Below are 14,920 nucleotides of genomic sequence, written 5' to 3'. Positions count from 1 at the left end.
AAACATGCGGAGATAGAACTGTGCAGCAATATGTACTCTGGTACCAGGAATTAGGCATGGGCGACGTCAACATCGTTGGTGGCAAAAACGCTTCTCTTGGGGAGATGATCAGTAATCTTTCCAATGCCGGTGTTCAAGTACCTGGTGGCTTTGCGACAACTTCCCACGCGTTCAATGAATTTCTTGAACAAAGTGGGCTTAACCAAAAGATCTATGAAACCCTCGACAGCCTGGATGTGGACGATGTGAATGCACTCGCCAAAGCTGGCGCACAGATCAGACAGTGGGTAATTGATACCCCATTCCAGCCAGCATTAGAAAAGGCCATTCATGAAGCCTACGACCAACTGGCCGCTGAGACCCTCGACGCTTCTTTCGCTGTTCGTTCATCTGCTACTGCTGAGGATATGCCCGATGCTTCCTTCGCGGGTCAGCAGGAAACTTTCCTTAACGTGAAAGGCTATGATGCCGTTCTCGTTGCTATCAAGCATGTTTTTGCTTCCCTCTTTAATGACCGTGCCATCTCTTACCGAGTGCATCAGGGCTATGATCATCGCGGTGTTGCCTTATCTGCCGGTATTCAACGTATGGTGCGTTCTGACAAAGCTGCTTCCGGGGTGATGTTCACCATTGATACTGAATCGGGTAATGATGATGTGGTCTTTATTACCTCTTCTTTCGGTTTAGGGGAAATGGTTGTACAGGGTGCAGTGAACCCGGATGAGTTTTATGTACACAAACCAACCCTGACTGCCGGTCACAAAGCTGTTGTGCGCCGTAATATCGGTAGCAAGCTTATCCAGATGGTGTACTCGGATGATGCTTCCCACGGTAAGCAGGTGAAAATTGAAGATGTGGCCGCAGAGCAGCGTCGCACCTTCTCTATCAGTGATGCAGAAGTGATGGAGCTGGCCAAGCAGGCCATGACCATTGAACAGCACTATGGTCGGCCAATGGATATCGAATGGGCCAAAGATGGCAATGATGGTCGTTTGTATATCGTGCAAGCACGTCCTGAAACTGTCCGCTCCCGTGAAGATGTGCAGTTAATTGAGCGCTATCATCTGCAGCATCGTGCCGACGTGATTGCTGAAGGTCGGGCGATTGGCCACAAAATCGGTAGCGGCGTTGCTAAGGTATTGAAGTCAATCGATGAAATGGACAAGATCCAACCAGGTGATGTACTGGTCACCGATATGACGGATCCTGATTGGGAACCTATCATGAAGCGGGCCAGTGCCATTGTTACCAACCGAGGTGGCCGTACCTGTCACGCGGCAATTATTGCCCGTGAACTGGGAGTGCCAGCTGTTGTAGGTTGTGGTGATGTGACTGCGCGGATTGAAAATGGCCAGGAAGTGACAGTGTCTTGTGCTGAAGGCGATACCGGTTATATCTACCAAGGTAAATTGGCATTTGATGTGGTCTCTAGTCGTGTCGATGCCATGCCTGATCTGCCGATGAAAATTATGATGAACGTGGGTAACCCGGACCGGGCTTTTGATTTTGCCCGTCTGCCTAACGAAGGTGTTGGCTTGGCGCGTCTGGAATTCATCATTAACCGTATGATCGGTATTCACCCGAAAGCGTTGCTGGAATTTGATACCCAGACACCAGCATTGCAAGAAGAGATCATCGAGATGATCGCCGGTTATGATTCCCCAGTGGAATACTATGTTGCCCGGCTGGTGGAAGGCATTGCATCTATTGCGGCGGCATTTCATCCGAAGAAGGTGATTGTGCGTATGTCTGACTTCAAGTCAAACGAATACGCTAATCTGGTCGGTGGTGATCGCTATGAGCCGGAAGAAGAAAACCCGATGCTGGGCTTCCGCGGTGCCAGCCGTTATATCTCAGAATCCTTCCGTGACTGCTTTGCGCTTGAATGTGAAGCCATTAAGCGGGTTCGCAACGAGATGGGGCTGAAGAATGTGGAAATTATGATCCCGTTTGTTCGCACTCTGTCCGAAGCGGAACAAGTGATTGAACTGCTGCGCGAGCGTGGACTTGAGCGTGGTGTGGATGGGCTGCGGGTGATTATGATGTGTGAATTGCCTTCCAATGCCTTGTTGGCCGATCAGTTCCTTGAACACTTTGATGGTTTCTCTATTGGTTCCAATGATTTGACTCAGTTGACACTGGGGTTGGATCGTGACTCTGGAATCATCAGCCACCTGTTTGATGAGCGCAATGATGCCGTTAAGGCCTTGCTGGCCATGGCCATTAAAGCGGCCAAGGCGAAAGGGGCTTATGTTGGCATCTGTGGTCAGGGACCATCGGATCACCCAGATTTTGCCGCTTGGTTGGTGGAGCAGGGCATTGATACTGTTTCTCTGAACCCAGATACCGTGATTGACACTTGGTTGTATCTGGCGGAAGCAAATCAATAAGCGACTGATTTCTCGTATCGAAAACCGCCTTAGGGCGGTTTTTTTATGGCAAAAAATGGCTTGGCTTATGTTGAAATCATGTGATCAATCCAGAGGCAAAGCTGGTATGATATTCAACATTATTACAATAAATTAGCCTTGAGCCTGATAACCCTATGTTACCGCGTATTACCCATGAACAGACCTTGGAACCTCAGTATCTCGCCTACCTTGATGCATTAAAAGCCGCTGCATTTCGCGGTGATATTGATGCCAGCTATGCCGCTCGGTTAGTGCAGGCGACAGACAACTCAGTTTATCAGTTCTTGCCGCAGGCGGTGTTGTACCCCAAGGATATTGAGGATATTCAGCTGGCATTGTCTTTGGCTAGTCAAGAGGCATTTTTGTCTGTGGTGTTTTCTGCCCGGGGGGGCGGTACCGGCACTAACGGGCAGTCATTAACCCATGGGATTATCCTTGACTTGTCTCGTTATATGAACCGTATTATTGAGGTGAATGTAGAGCAGGGCTGGGCACTCGTTGAGGCGGGCGTGGTTAAAGATCAACTTAATGATGCGCTCCGCCCCCATGGCTATTTTTTCAGCCCGGATTTGTCTACCTCAAATCGTGCGACCTTAGGGGGCATGATTAACACGGATGCTTCCGGCGCTGGGTCTTTGGTTTATGGTAAAACATCGGATCATGTGCTTGAGCTAAGCAGTGTCTTGGCTGATGGTACATTGCTGAATACTGCACCATTAGGCAAGCAAGCATTGGCCTCTGTGAAGGCTGAACTGGCGCATGTGGCAACGGGCGATAATGAACATTCAGCGTTGAGCGAGTCACAAATACTACATAATATCGCCACCGCAACGTTGGCGCAGCGAGATGAGATTGAAGCTCGGTTTCCTCCATTAAACCGATTTTTGACCGGTTATGACCTTAAACATGTTTGGGATGGTCAACTGACAACCTTTGATTTATCTCGCATTTTGACTGGCTCTGAAGGCACATTGGCTGTTATTTGCCGAGCAAAGCTGAATTTAACGCCGTTGCCAGCTAGCCGGATCATGGTCAATATCAAATATGATTCATTTGAATCTGCGCTGCGTCATGCTCCAGCATTAGTTGAGGCCAAGGCTACTGTGGTGGAAACCATCGATTCCACCGTATTAAATTTAGCCCGAGAAGACATTATTTGGCATTCGGTAGCGCCGCTTATCAGTGACGTTGCAGGCCAGCCTATTATGGGGCTGAATATGGTGGAGTTTGCTGGTGACGTTGGTGAGGTTTCGCAGCGATTGCAGGCACTTGAGCAGCGTCTTAATCACGATATTACCCAGCAGTATTGTGGCGTGTTGGGCTATCAGATCACCGATGATGCAGTCAGTATCAGCCGTATTTACGCTATGCGTAAAAAAGCCGTTGGGTTGCTCGGTGCCACTAAAGGGCGGCGTAAACCCTTAGCCTTTGCCGAAGATACGGCGGTACCGCCTGAGCAGTTAGCCGATTTTATTATGGACTTTCGTCAACTGTTGGACAGTAAACAGTTACGTTATGGCATGTTTGGGCATGTGGATGCTGGCGTATTACATGTACGTCCTGCGTTAGATATGTGCGATCCGGCTGATGAACAATTACTGCGACAACTCTCCGATGAAGTAGCGGCACTGACAGCCAAATATGGTGGTTTGATGTGGGGCGAGCATGGTAAGGGCGTACGCGGAGAATATGCTCCTGCTGTATTTGGTGAGACCCTTTATGGCTTATTGCGAGATATTAAAACCTGGTTTGATCCACACAATAAACTGAATCCGGGTAAATTGGTGGCGCCTCGAGATCAGCAGTTATGTTATGACGTTGATAGTCAAAAACGTGGGGGGTTTGATCGCCAGATCCCTGTGACTGTTAGAGAGGATTTCCCTGATGCGATGAACTGTAATGGTAACGGTCTGTGCTTCAATTACAGCCAGTATTCTCCTATGTGCCCTTCTTTTAAGGTGACCGGAGATCGAATCCATTCACCAAAAGGTCGAGCCGGGCTGATGCGAGAATGGCTTCGGTTGCTGGCCCGACAGCAGATTGAACCATTAGCATTGCAACAGGCGTCTCCTGTGTCGTGGATGACCCGGCTAAGAAACAGTTACCGGGCTGATAAAGAGTATGATTTTTCCCATGAAGTGATGGCATCTTTACAGGGATGTTTAGCCTGTAAAGCCTGCTCTGGTCAGTGCCCCGTTAAAGTTGATGTGCCTAGATTTAGGGCGCAGTTTTATCAGGCTTATTATCAGCGTTATCTGCGTCCGATGAAGGATTATTTGGTGGCCGGGTTAGAAGAAAGCCTGCCTTTAATGGCCGCTACCCCAAGGCTCACTAACTTACTGACCGACAGCACGCTGGTTCGTTGGGGAATGAAGCGGTTGTTGGGTTATGTGGATGCCCCGCTGTTATCTGTGCCAACGCTAAAACAACAATTAGCTAACCATTCTTGTCTTGGATATGAACTGACAGATTTACAGCAAATTGCGCCTCAGGCTCGGCAGCAATATGTACTGGTGGTTCAGGATCCATTTAACAGCTTTTATGATGCCAATCTGGTGGCTAATTTTATTCGCCTGATCGAAACCTTAGGGCTAAAGCCGGTACTGTTACCATTTAAGCCCAATGGTAAACCTGCGCATATTAAAGGCTTTTTGGCTAAATTTGCGAGGCAGGCAAAAGATAGCGCCGCATTTTTCTGTCAACTGCAACAATTAGGGATCCCCATGGTGGGCGTCGATCCGGCTCTTGTGCTGGTCTATCGTGATGAGTATCGCCATGTCCTGCCAGCATCCGCGCAGTGCTTTGATATTAAGCTTGTGAATGAGTGGCTGCTGGAGCAGTTAGTGGATGTCCCCGCCCGGCCTGCAAGGGGGCGTCAATATACTTGGTTTAGTCATTGCACAGAGTCCAGTGCCAATCCCACCACAGGAACGCAGTGGCAGAAAATTTTTACTCACCTAGGCGCCAGCCTCAATACTGCGCAGCTGGGATGCTGTGGTATGGCGGGCACCTATGGTCATGAGGCGGAAAACCTAGCCCGCTCTAAAGCACTGTACAAGATGTCATGGGCTGATCAGATTGCGGCATTACCTCGAGCAGAAATTTTGGTGTCAGGTTACTCCTGTCGCAGTCAGGTTAAGCGGTTATCTCGTTTTCGGCCCAAACACCCCTTGGAAGCGATATTGACATTACTTAGTGAATGACGTCTTGCCCTCTAGGTTTGAGCTCTGCCATGTTGACTAAACATGGCTCACAATAGGATTTAGTTAGCCCAACAATTTTGCAGAACGTCGGGAGCATTGATATGACAAGGGATCGCACAGCAAAAGCCAAGACTGACTTGACCGGAGGTACATTAGCTAATCTGCTGTCAGCGACGCAGAAAGACTCATCAACCATAGGGCTTGATGCTGATCCCTTGGGTGATTTTGCCATAACAACCTTGCCTCAGTGGTGTGATGAAAAGCCTTGGTTTCACATTGAGGCTGATGGCAGTTGGCTGTATCAGCAAGATACATTGCCAATGAAATTTGCCCGTATGTTCAGTGGGGTACTTTATTGCTTAGACGGGGAGTACCAACTAATTACGCCAGCGGAGCGGGTACGAGTTAGTGTTGCCGAAGTGCCGTTATTGCTGGTGGATTACCGTTTTAATGATGAAGCATTTACTGTTACAACATCATTAGAGACAGAATTTACTGTGCCGAAAAAGGCGGTGGTGTGCCAGGAAGACCGAATTGTATTTCATTTACCTAGGGGGTTATCTGGTAAATTAAATCGTGCCTGTTATTACCGATTTATCAACGACTTTGTTCTGGCTTAGGTCTGCCTGCTAAGGGGAGGCGGTAATGGTTTTTACTGCATGATTATGGGGTTAGGAAATATCGCATGATACGGCTAGAGAAATAAAGATGAAGTGATACTATTAATTCAGGGTTTCCTGCGAAGTATCCGGGATAGCGCCACAGCGGAGGTTGGTTTGGAAAGGTCAGAGAGCTTGGGATATCTTGTCAGTCATTTAAATGTGTCGTTGCAAAACGAACTCAATGAGCGGCTGCGCCGTTATGATCTGGATATTAAGGTCTGGCCCGTGCTATTTAGTCTTTGGCAGGAAGAGGGGATTACGCAAACGGAACTGTCTAAACGCTGTGATGTCGCCAGTTACACCATGACCCGTTTGTTGGATCAAATGCAGAGTCAACAGTTGATCACCCGTTTTCAGGAAGCAGACAATCGCCGGGCATTTAAAATTTTTCTAACCGATCATGCCAAGGCGTTAGAGCAAGATGTGGTGCGTGAGGCTGAACGAATTAATGAGAAATTTTTCTCGGTACTCAATGCAGAAGAGCGAGCCGAGTTTATGAAATTACTTAATAAAATAAATCGCTTAGAAGGTTAGCTTTAGAATTGTCTTTTGATTATAGCTACCAAGCCAGAGGCAATGCTGTTGGTTTTTTTGTGATAAAGAAGTAATTGTTGATATATAAGTCGCTGATGTATCTCTGATTTATGAGTTATCGGTATTTTTATCTGTAGCCTTTACTCGTTTCGTATCATTACTGCAGAAATACCGTATCTTTATCCCCGCATTTAGGCGGGGATATGATTTTAACAGAATGTCATTTAGTAACTTCATTTAGTAACTATTGGCGGCCAATACCAAGCAAACGACCCCGACACCAGTAGAGATTGCTTGGTAGAGTTTTCTTTGTTGATTACGCTGGTGGTTAACCCCTTGTTTCAAGCTGCTGACATACTGGCTGGTGTTGTTATCCTCGCGATAGAGTCGGCAAATCAATAGCTGACTATCCGGTTCAATCATGGTTTTTAATTTATAGCCCACAGCATTGCTTACTTGGATGTTGTGCTCACTGTTGGCGGCCATATTAAATTTACGCGATACCAGCTGTCCGTCGAGCAGTACCTTCTCCCATCCTGCCCAATTACTGGCCTGTAATTCGATTGTGTGATCCTTCAACTGGTACTGAAAACTAATCATGACTGGCCTTTTTGCTGGTGAGGAGTGTTTAAATTAAGCAAAGGATCTACAGGTTTGCCACAGGGATCTCGAGATAAAATCATGGTGAAAAACTATCTGATTGAGCGAGAGGAATATTTTGTTTAGACCAAGTTAAGATAACGCAGGAGCAGAGCATGCTTCCTGCGTTTAATGTAGTGAATTCTATTTTTTTTCAGACTGTTGCGCTTGGGCAATGATATCCCTGGCCATGCTGTCGGCAATTTCAGCTGTAGTCTTATCCCCTTTCTCTGCTTCGGCAAAAATACGCATCAAGGTTTGATAAATTCGCTCAACTTTAGCTGTGGATTGCTGCCGGTCGTAGTGGTTGTCAAATGAGACATTAATGATACCACCGGCATTGATTACATAATCTGGGGCATAGAGAATCCCCATTTGTTTCAGTGCTTGCCCATGGCGTTTTTCTGCCAGCTGATTATTGGCACAACCAGCAACAATACGGGCTTTCAGTTGCGGCAGAGTGTCATCATTGAGTGTGGCACCTAAGGCGCAGGGGGCATAAATGTCGGTTTGTTGCTGGTAAATCTCATCCGGGGCGACAACACGGGCGCCAAATTCATGGCTGACCCGTTGTAGTGCCGCTTGATTGATATCTGTGACTACCAGTTCGGCGCCAGCTTCATATAAATGGCGGCAGAGATAATAACCGACGTGACCGACCCCTTGCACTGAGATACGTAATCCAGCTAATGAATCTTTATCCAATTGGTGTTTGACTGCCGCTTTGATCCCTAAATAGGTGCCTAATGCGGTAAAAGGAGATGGGTCGCCGCTTTTGCCTTCCAGTCCTGCCATATACGGAGTCTGGCGGTGAGCAATCATAATATCTGAGGTGGATACGCCAACATCTTCTGCCGAATAATATTTACCGCTTAATTGGTGCACGAAGCGACCAAAGGCGCTGAAAACAGCTTCTCTGTCGGTCCGGGCGGGATCGGCCAAAATCACAGACTTACCGCCTCCCATTTGCAGTCCGGCTAAAGCATTTTTGTATGTCATACCACGGGAGAGCCGCAATACATCATTGAGCGCAGCTTCATCTGAATCATATTGCCACATTCGGCAACCACCGACGGCGGGGCCTAACGTGGTGTCGTGGACGGCAATAATGGCTCTGATATTGGTTTTGGGGTCATGACAGAACACGACCTGTTCGTGATTATCAAAAGAGGCATGGCTAAAAACTGACACTGGCTTCTCTCCGCAATAGGGATACCTGTCCTGCGGTATCGGGATATTGTTTGCGGAAACATAGCATTTCGGGATAAGCTCACTCAAAGGTCAAATGTAGAATGATTGTAAAGCGTGTGGCAATTTTGCTTTCCACTTTACGTTAACGTAATCTTTTTGGGGTAACTTAATAATTAACAACATCTTACATTGTCTTGTCTGTGCCCATAGACGGAAATAATCATAATAAATAGGACAGAAAATGGCTGAGCAGAATCAAACAGATACAGTATCTTCTCCACAAAATATCACCCCGGAGCAAGCTGAAGCTATACAGCAGCAATGGGTGCAACAGCAGTTTCAAAAAGCCAATAAATTTCTGGCAGAAAAAGGGGTTATCCCCGGGAAAGTGCTGACAGATCAAAGCCGTTATTTGGTGCCTTATATTGCTGTGTGGAAAATGGAGGCCAGTCAGCCACGTAAAAAGCAATATTGGGTTATTTCTGGTGATTTGCCTACCGACTATGTTGCCGCGGATGTTGCTGGCAATGCCCGGGAAGCAATCAAACACTTTTCTTTGACTTGGCAATTAAAGGCGGAAAATATCCTTAATTCATCAGCCGCATCAGATCCAACGCAACAGAAGTTTGCACAGTTATTGATTTCAAGAGCCCAGAGCCTGTATCAAATGCAGGAAGATAAAGCGCTGTGGGGTGAATCTCAGCCGGCTTAAGTTCGCGAGCGTAAGTTTGGAGCCCGTTCATATAACCGCGACCATATCCAATGCCAATGAGTGCATATGATCCATATTGCGTGACAGTAAACCGTAGCTTAGTAACGGTGACTGCAATCAATGCTGTGATATGGGACGTTATAGCTTTTTAACTATGCACATTGATGCAATCATCCCAATTTCAGGTCCATTGCATCAATGTGTTTTTGCGATGAAGTATATTAAATTGTCATGGTCGCCCAAATCGATTCACGCAAATACATTCTCGCTTATTTGTCGAGGCCAATATGCTTGGTCATGAATATGGGCAAAATAACTTATTCCGGCACGATAGTCGTATTGCGATATGCCTCGCGATATTTATCCACCCACATGGCGGTTGCGCCGCAGATAGCGACTGGCATGACAATAAAGTTCACAATCGGGATCATGGAAAACAGCGTTACCGTGGCGCCGAAACTAAAGCTGCTCCCTCGGGTTTGGCGTAATGCAAATTTCATCTCATTGAAAGACACTTTGTGGTTATCGAAGGGGTAATCACAATACTGAACAGCCATCATCCACGCGGTAAACAGAAACCATAATACCGGCGCAGCGGTTTGGCCGATAACTGGAACCCAAAATAGCAGCAAAAAAACAATGGCTCTGGGCAGGTAGTACTTGAGTTTGGTCCATTCTCGTCCGAGCATTCTAGGAATATCTTTTACTGTATCCATGGTGCCACCGGTATTAAGAGGCTTGCCGGTCAGCATCAATTCCACCTTTTCTGCCAGTAACCCATTAAATGGGGCCGCTAACCAGTTCATAACAGAAGAAAAGACAAACGCCATAACCACGACAATGGCCAATAGTGCCAACGGCCACAACAAAAATTTTAGCCAGCTAAGGTATTCAGGTAATTGGCTATTTAACCAGCCAAATAGCTGTTCAAGTTGACCTACGGCAAAGTAAAACCCAATGGCAAAGAGCAGGATATTGATCAATAGCGGGATCAGTACAAAAGTTCGTAGGCCAGGGCGGCGGATCAGCTCAAATCCATCCATAAAATAATTAACGCCGCTTTTAGGGCGTGAAGGGGAATTTGTCATGTTTTTTGTGACGGTTAACCGAAAATTGCCCTGATTGTGAGCAACAAGCGGCTGGAACACAAGCATTAGGCCGGTCAGGGGCAATAAAAAGCGTTACAAAATGCTGCCTGCTTTGTTAAAGTTGCCCGCGAAAATTCTATGGCTCCATAGATCAGATTTTACTTTAACGGCTTATCCGGAACCTCCCCATAGCGCCATGAGACTGAAACAGATAAAACTTGCTGGATTTAAGTCGTTCGTCGATGCAACGAAAATTCCGTTCCTAAAACCTTTAACCGCGATTATCGGCCCTAACGGCTGCGGCAAATCTAATACCATTGATGCCGTACGCTGGGTATTGGGTGAAAGCAGTGCCAAACATCTGCGTGGTGATGCCATGACGGATGTTATTTTTAATGGCTCAACCGCCCGTAGACCTGTGTCTGTGGCTTCGGTTGAATTGGTTTTTGAAAACCTTGATGGCCGTCTTAGCGGTCAATATGCAGCTTACAATGAAATCTCGGTCAAACGTCAAGTTAACCGGGATGCAGAATCCAGTTATTTTCTTAATGGTCAAAAATGCCGCCGAAAAGATATTACGGATCTGTTTATGGGTACCGGCCTTGGACCGCGCAGTTATGCCATTATTGAACAGGGGACGATTTCCCGACTAATTGATTCTAAACCCCACGAATTACGGGTTTTTATTGAAGAGGCCGCGGGTATTTCCCGCTACAAAGAGCGGCGGCGGGACACTGAAAACCGTATTCGCCATACACGGGAAAATCTCGAGCGCCTGGGTGATATCCGCCTGGAGCTGGGTAAACAGCTTGATAAGCTATCCGAACAGGCCAAATCAGCCAAACGATATCGGGAATTTAAACAGCAAGAGCGCCAAACCCAAGCCGAATTACTGGTGATGCGTTATCAGGAGTTGATGCAGCAGGCCGATACCCTGAACCAGCAACTGGATGAACAGTCATTGCAGCTGGCTAAAGTGCAAGCGGCCAAAGAAGAAGTCGGTAGCCAGCAGACTGCGCAGCAGGTCAGATTAGAAGCGCTGGAGCGACAAGAGCAGCAGCTGGTGCAGGTGTATTACCAGACCGGTACCGAGATTGCCAGATTAGAGCAACAGCTGAGCCATGAACAGCAAAAAGATGCTAACACCCAAAAGGCACTTATTCGCCTCAATAGCCAACGAGACTCGATAGTCAGCGAGCTAAATCAGTTAAGCGAACGCTTGATACAGCTGCAGGCAGAGCAGTCACAGCTGGCAACAGAAGCGGAGGGATTGGCGGAAATACAAGATGAGCTGACACTCAAATTAGAGCAACTCGAAGCAGAAAAACAGCTGCTTGATGAACGCTGCCAGAACAGCAAACAGCAAATGACTGAACTGAAATTGCAGCAGGCACTGGCGCAAAGTCAACAGCAGCATCTTACTGAACGACGCCAACTGCAACAGAAGGCGTTAGCTCAATTGCAGCAGGCCGCGCTCAACGCAGTATCGACAGAGCGGCTCGATGCAGCGCAATCTGCTTTGGTGCAATGCCAGAACAATCAGCAGACGGCTCAGGCACAATATCAACAATGTGAGCGCCACACCGACGAGCTTCGACAGCAAAAGCAGCAGCTTAGTACTGAACTGGCCACACTAGATAATGACTTAGCAGCGAATTATTCTCGGCAAGAGCTGATCAGCCATTGGCTGGATAAGGCCGCTGGGGATGAAAACACCCCAAAATTGTGGCAGCAGATCACCGTAACCCCAGGGTGGGAAGCGGCCACAGAGCTGTTACTTGATGGGTTACTGAATATGCCTGTGGTGGCCAATGATAGCCTCAGCGGATTTTATCCCTGTGGTATGGCTACCCAACATAGTATGCTCAGCGCACCGGTGAATCTGGCGCCGTGGCTCGAGCGGGTGCAGCTGGCGCAGACGAAAGCGGAAGGTTTAGCACGCCAAGCATCATTGGCCGATGACGAGCGGATTATTACTGCCGATGGCTATCTGATTGGCCGGGGTTTTGTGCTGCAAAAACAAGGCTCAGATACAGCTGTGGTGAGTTTGCAGCATGAATTACAGACACTGCAGGAACTGACTGCCGCGCTGCAGGATAAACACCAGGGCTTAGCGTCACAATTGTCTGCATTACAGCAGCTATTAACTGAGCAGGAACAGCAGCTTAGTTCTGTCCGGCAACAGCTGGATAATGCCACCTTGGCCTTGGCTAAGGCCGAGCAGCATCTGAGTGGGGAGCAACAACGCTTAGATGAAGCTTGTCTGCGAAATACAGATGATCAGCAGCGCCAACAGCAGTTAATGGATGAATTATCCGTTTTAGCGACTGAGCTTGAGCTTCAGCAGGAAAAAACGGCCCAGCTTGATGAGCAACTTTGTCACAGTCAGGAAGATAATGCTGCGTTGGACTTGCAGCAACAGCAGCAGGTGAGCTTGCTAAAAGAGGTGAAAAGCCAGCAAGCTGAGCAGTTGCGACGCAGTAATGAACTAACCCGCCGCCTCGCTGAAATTGACACGCAATCCATGTTGGCCCGTCAGCAACAGGCGCAGTTAAAAGAGCGCCTCGCGGAATTGGCTCGTAGTGAATCAGAACTTAATCGTCAGCCGGCCGGCGAAGATCCCGCCGCTGCAGTCGGCCTGGCTCAACTGGAGCAACAATTGGCCGCATTGCTGACCCGGCAGGGAGAGCAGCAGCATCAGTTAAGCCAACTTCGGGCTGAGCAAACCCAGTTACAGGCCGAGCTTGAATCAACACTATTGAAGCAAAAACAAGAAGTTGGCAAGATAGAGACAGTTGTGCAAGCAATTGGTACGCTGAAACTGCAACGGGAAGGGATTAAGGGGCAAGCTGACAGCCAGATGCAGCTGCTTACTGAAGCCGGGATTAAGCTGACCGAGGTCGCTGCGGGTTTAGCAGCCGGAGCAAACAGTGATCTGTGGCAGAAAAATCTTGATACTTTACGCGGTAAAATCAGCAGGTTAGGCGCTATCAATCTGGCCGCTATTGAAGAGTATGAACAGCAGAGCGAGCGGAAAAGCTACCTGGACAGTCAGGATGAAGATCTTAATAAGGCACTGCAGAGCCTAGAAGAGGCCATTCGTAAGATTGATCGGGAAACCCGCAGCCGCTTTAAAGCGACGTTCGATCAGATTAATACCGATTTAGGCAATCTGTTCCCGAAGGTGTTCGGCGGCGGTAGCGCCTATCTGGCATTGACTGATGATGATCTGCTGGAAACCGGGGTCAGTATTATGGCGCGGCCACCAGGAAAGAAAAACAGTACGATTCAGCTGCTTTCCGGTGGTGAAAAAGCGCTGACCGCTTTATCATTAGTATTTGCAATTTTCCGTTTGAATCCAGCACCTTTCTGTATGTTGGATGAGGTGGATGCACCATTGGATGATGCCAATGTTGAGCGTTTTTGCCGACTGTTAAAAGAGATGTCGCAGACCGTGCAGTTTATCTATATCAGTCACAACAAAATCACAATGGAAATGGCTGATCAGTTGATAGGGGTTACTATGCATGAGCCGGGGGTTTCACGCATAGTCGCAGTAGATTTAGAGGAAGCGGTGGCTATGGCCGATGCCGGCTAACCGGAATTGAATAGGGTAACCGATGGAAAATTTGCAACTGGTATTGTTTGTGTTGGGTGCGATAGCCATTATCGCCGTGCTGGTTCATGGTTTTTGGTCCATTAGAAAGCAGCACCCTAAAACCGCTAAGGGCGGCGGGGTGGCGGACTTGTACCGTAATGCCTCTACTGAACATGCATCTGAGGTTAACAGTGGTCATCATGATGTGAACCACGGGCTAACCGATAGGCAGGTGGTTAAAGCGGGTAGCCATCAGCCCCGTATTGAGCCTAAAGTCGATGCTGATGCCCCTGTTGAACATGCGTCTGATCGCCAAGAGCCGGTGATAACAGCGGCTCGGGATGAGGTGGTAGAACCTACCGTAAGCCTATATGCAGAGCAAGAGCCCGAGATGCAAGCAGAACCGGTTGAAGAACCCCATGATACGCTTGCTGCAACCGATGAGTTACCTGAGCCAAAAGATGTACTGGTATTGCATGTCTGTGCTAAGCCAGGTGAGGTATTGCAGGGCGCAGAACTACTGCCTTGCTTACTGACACTGAATTTCAAATTTGGGGAAATGCATATTTTCCATCGTCATGAAGATAATGCCGGTACTGGTAAGGTACTATTTTCTATGGCAAACATGGTCAAGCCCGGGGTATTTGACCCCGATAATATGGAGCAATTCAATACCCCTGGAGTGGTGATGTTTATGACCTTACCATGCTATGGTGATCCGGTGATGAACTTCTCCATTATGCTGAACTCTGCCTGTCAACTGGCTGATGATTTGGGCGCCGAAGTGCTGGATGGGGAGCGACGTCCCTGGAGTGCTGAACTGAAACAGGCGTACCTTGGCCGGATCCGCAAGGCAGCAGAATAAATTTCCCGTTTTATCCA

General features: G+C 47.9%; 10 protein-coding genes. 7 read left to right on the top strand and 3 right to left on the bottom strand.

From position 1 onward, the window contains the following. Nucleotides 1-20: 20 nt before the first annotated feature. The 4 genes from ppsA to NFHSH190041_RS12370 all read left to right on the top strand — a co-directional run bounded on the left by ppsA (nucleotide 21) and on the right by NFHSH190041_RS12370 (nucleotide 6,810). Nucleotides 21-2,390: a phosphoenolpyruvate synthase gene (gene ppsA / locus NFHSH190041_RS12385; RefSeq protein ID WP_261922128.1), complete on the top strand. Its 2,370-nt coding sequence runs from the start codon at nucleotides 21-23 to the stop codon at nucleotides 2,388-2,390. Between the two features lie 155 nt (nucleotides 2,391-2,545). Beyond that, nucleotides 2,546-5,614 carry an FAD-binding and (Fe-S)-binding domain-containing protein gene (locus tag NFHSH190041_RS12380; RefSeq protein WP_261922127.1) on the top strand — a complete coding sequence of 1,023 codons (3,069 nt, stop codon included), beginning with the start codon at nucleotides 2,546-2,548 and terminating at the stop codon, nucleotides 5,612-5,614. Nucleotides 5,615-5,715: 101 nt separating this feature from the next. Next, the gene (locus NFHSH190041_RS12375; RefSeq protein WP_261922126.1) at nucleotides 5,716-6,234 is read left to right on the top strand and encodes a DUF1285 domain-containing protein; all 519 of its coding nucleotides are present in this window, start codon (nucleotides 5,716-5,718) and stop codon (nucleotides 6,232-6,234) included. A 156-nt stretch (nucleotides 6,235-6,390) separates the two neighbouring features. Then, a complete protein-coding gene (locus NFHSH190041_RS12370) occupies nucleotides 6,391-6,810 on the top strand; it encodes a MarR family winged helix-turn-helix transcriptional regulator (RefSeq protein ID WP_261922125.1) in 420 nt (139 codons plus the stop codon). Between the two features lie 237 nt (nucleotides 6,811-7,047). Here NFHSH190041_RS12370 and NFHSH190041_RS12365 read toward each other — a convergent pair whose 3' ends face one another. Beyond that, nucleotides 7,048-7,410: a hypothetical protein gene (locus tag NFHSH190041_RS12365; RefSeq protein ID WP_261922124.1), complete on the bottom strand. Its 363-nt coding sequence runs from the start codon at nucleotides 7,408-7,410 to the stop codon at nucleotides 7,048-7,050. A 183-nt stretch (nucleotides 7,411-7,593) separates the two neighbouring features. After that, nucleotides 7,594-8,640 carry a Glu/Leu/Phe/Val dehydrogenase dimerization domain-containing protein gene (locus tag NFHSH190041_RS12360; RefSeq protein WP_261922123.1) on the bottom strand — a complete coding sequence of 349 codons (1,047 nt, stop codon included), beginning with the start codon at nucleotides 8,638-8,640 and terminating at the stop codon, nucleotides 7,594-7,596. 241 nt (nucleotides 8,641-8,881) lie between these two features. Here NFHSH190041_RS12360 and NFHSH190041_RS12355 point away from each other — a divergent pair, with 241 nt between their 5' ends. Then, nucleotides 8,882-9,352: a DUF4826 family protein gene (locus tag NFHSH190041_RS12355; protein WP_261922122.1), complete on the top strand. Its 471-nt coding sequence runs from the start codon at nucleotides 8,882-8,884 to the stop codon at nucleotides 9,350-9,352. A gap of 317 nt (nucleotides 9,353-9,669) precedes the next feature. Here NFHSH190041_RS12355 and cysZ read toward each other — a convergent pair whose 3' ends face one another. Beyond that, complete coding sequence (cysZ, locus tag NFHSH190041_RS12350; RefSeq protein ID WP_261922121.1) at nucleotides 9,670-10,440, bottom strand: sulfate transporter CysZ; 771 nt, start codon at nucleotides 10,438-10,440, stop codon at nucleotides 9,670-9,672. Nucleotides 10,441-10,636: 196 nt separating this feature from the next. On the opposite strand from cysZ, the gene NFHSH190041_RS12345 reads away from it, so the two are divergent. Both NFHSH190041_RS12345 and zipA read left to right on the top strand, forming a co-directional pair. Continuing rightward, the gene (locus tag NFHSH190041_RS12345; RefSeq protein ID WP_261922120.1) at nucleotides 10,637-14,038 is read left to right on the top strand and encodes a chromosome segregation protein SMC; all 3,402 of its coding nucleotides are present in this window, start codon (nucleotides 10,637-10,639) and stop codon (nucleotides 14,036-14,038) included. A 22-nt stretch (nucleotides 14,039-14,060) separates the two neighbouring features. Then, nucleotides 14,061-14,903: a cell division protein ZipA gene (zipA, locus tag NFHSH190041_RS12340; RefSeq protein ID WP_261922119.1), complete on the top strand. Its 843-nt coding sequence runs from the start codon at nucleotides 14,061-14,063 to the stop codon at nucleotides 14,901-14,903. The last annotated feature ends 17 nt before the right edge of the window (nucleotides 14,904-14,920 follow it).

It is taken from the genome of Shewanella sp. NFH-SH190041 (assembly GCF_024363255.1).
Lineage (GTDB): Bacteria > Pseudomonadota > Gammaproteobacteria > Enterobacterales > Shewanellaceae > Shewanella.
The sequence above is the reverse complement of the archived record's forward strand: the minus strand, read 5'-3'. Positions and strand labels throughout refer to the sequence as shown.

Excerpts from the sequence above, each read along its gene's own strand:
- NFHSH190041_RS12355 (WP_261922122.1), top strand. The coding sequence starts at position 8,882 with ATGGCTGAGCAGAATCAAACAGATACAGTATCTTCTCCACAAAATATC.
- zipA (WP_261922119.1), top strand. The coding sequence starts at position 14,061 with ATGGAAAATTTGCAACTGGTATTGTTTGTGTTGGGTGCGATAGCCATT.
- cysZ (WP_261922121.1), bottom strand. The coding sequence starts at position 10,440 with ATGACAAATTCCCCTTCACGCCCTAAAAGCGGCGTTAATTATTTTATG.
- NFHSH190041_RS12345 (WP_261922120.1), top strand. The coding sequence starts at position 10,637 with ATGAGACTGAAACAGATAAAACTTGCTGGATTTAAGTCGTTCGTCGAT.
- NFHSH190041_RS12380 (WP_261922127.1), top strand. The coding sequence starts at position 2,546 with ATGTTACCGCGTATTACCCATGAACAGACCTTGGAACCTCAGTATCTC.
- NFHSH190041_RS12375 (WP_261922126.1), top strand. The coding sequence starts at position 5,716 with ATGACAAGGGATCGCACAGCAAAAGCCAAGACTGACTTGACCGGAGGT.
- NFHSH190041_RS12365 (WP_261922124.1), bottom strand. The coding sequence starts at position 7,410 with ATGATTAGTTTTCAGTACCAGTTGAAGGATCACACAATCGAATTACAG.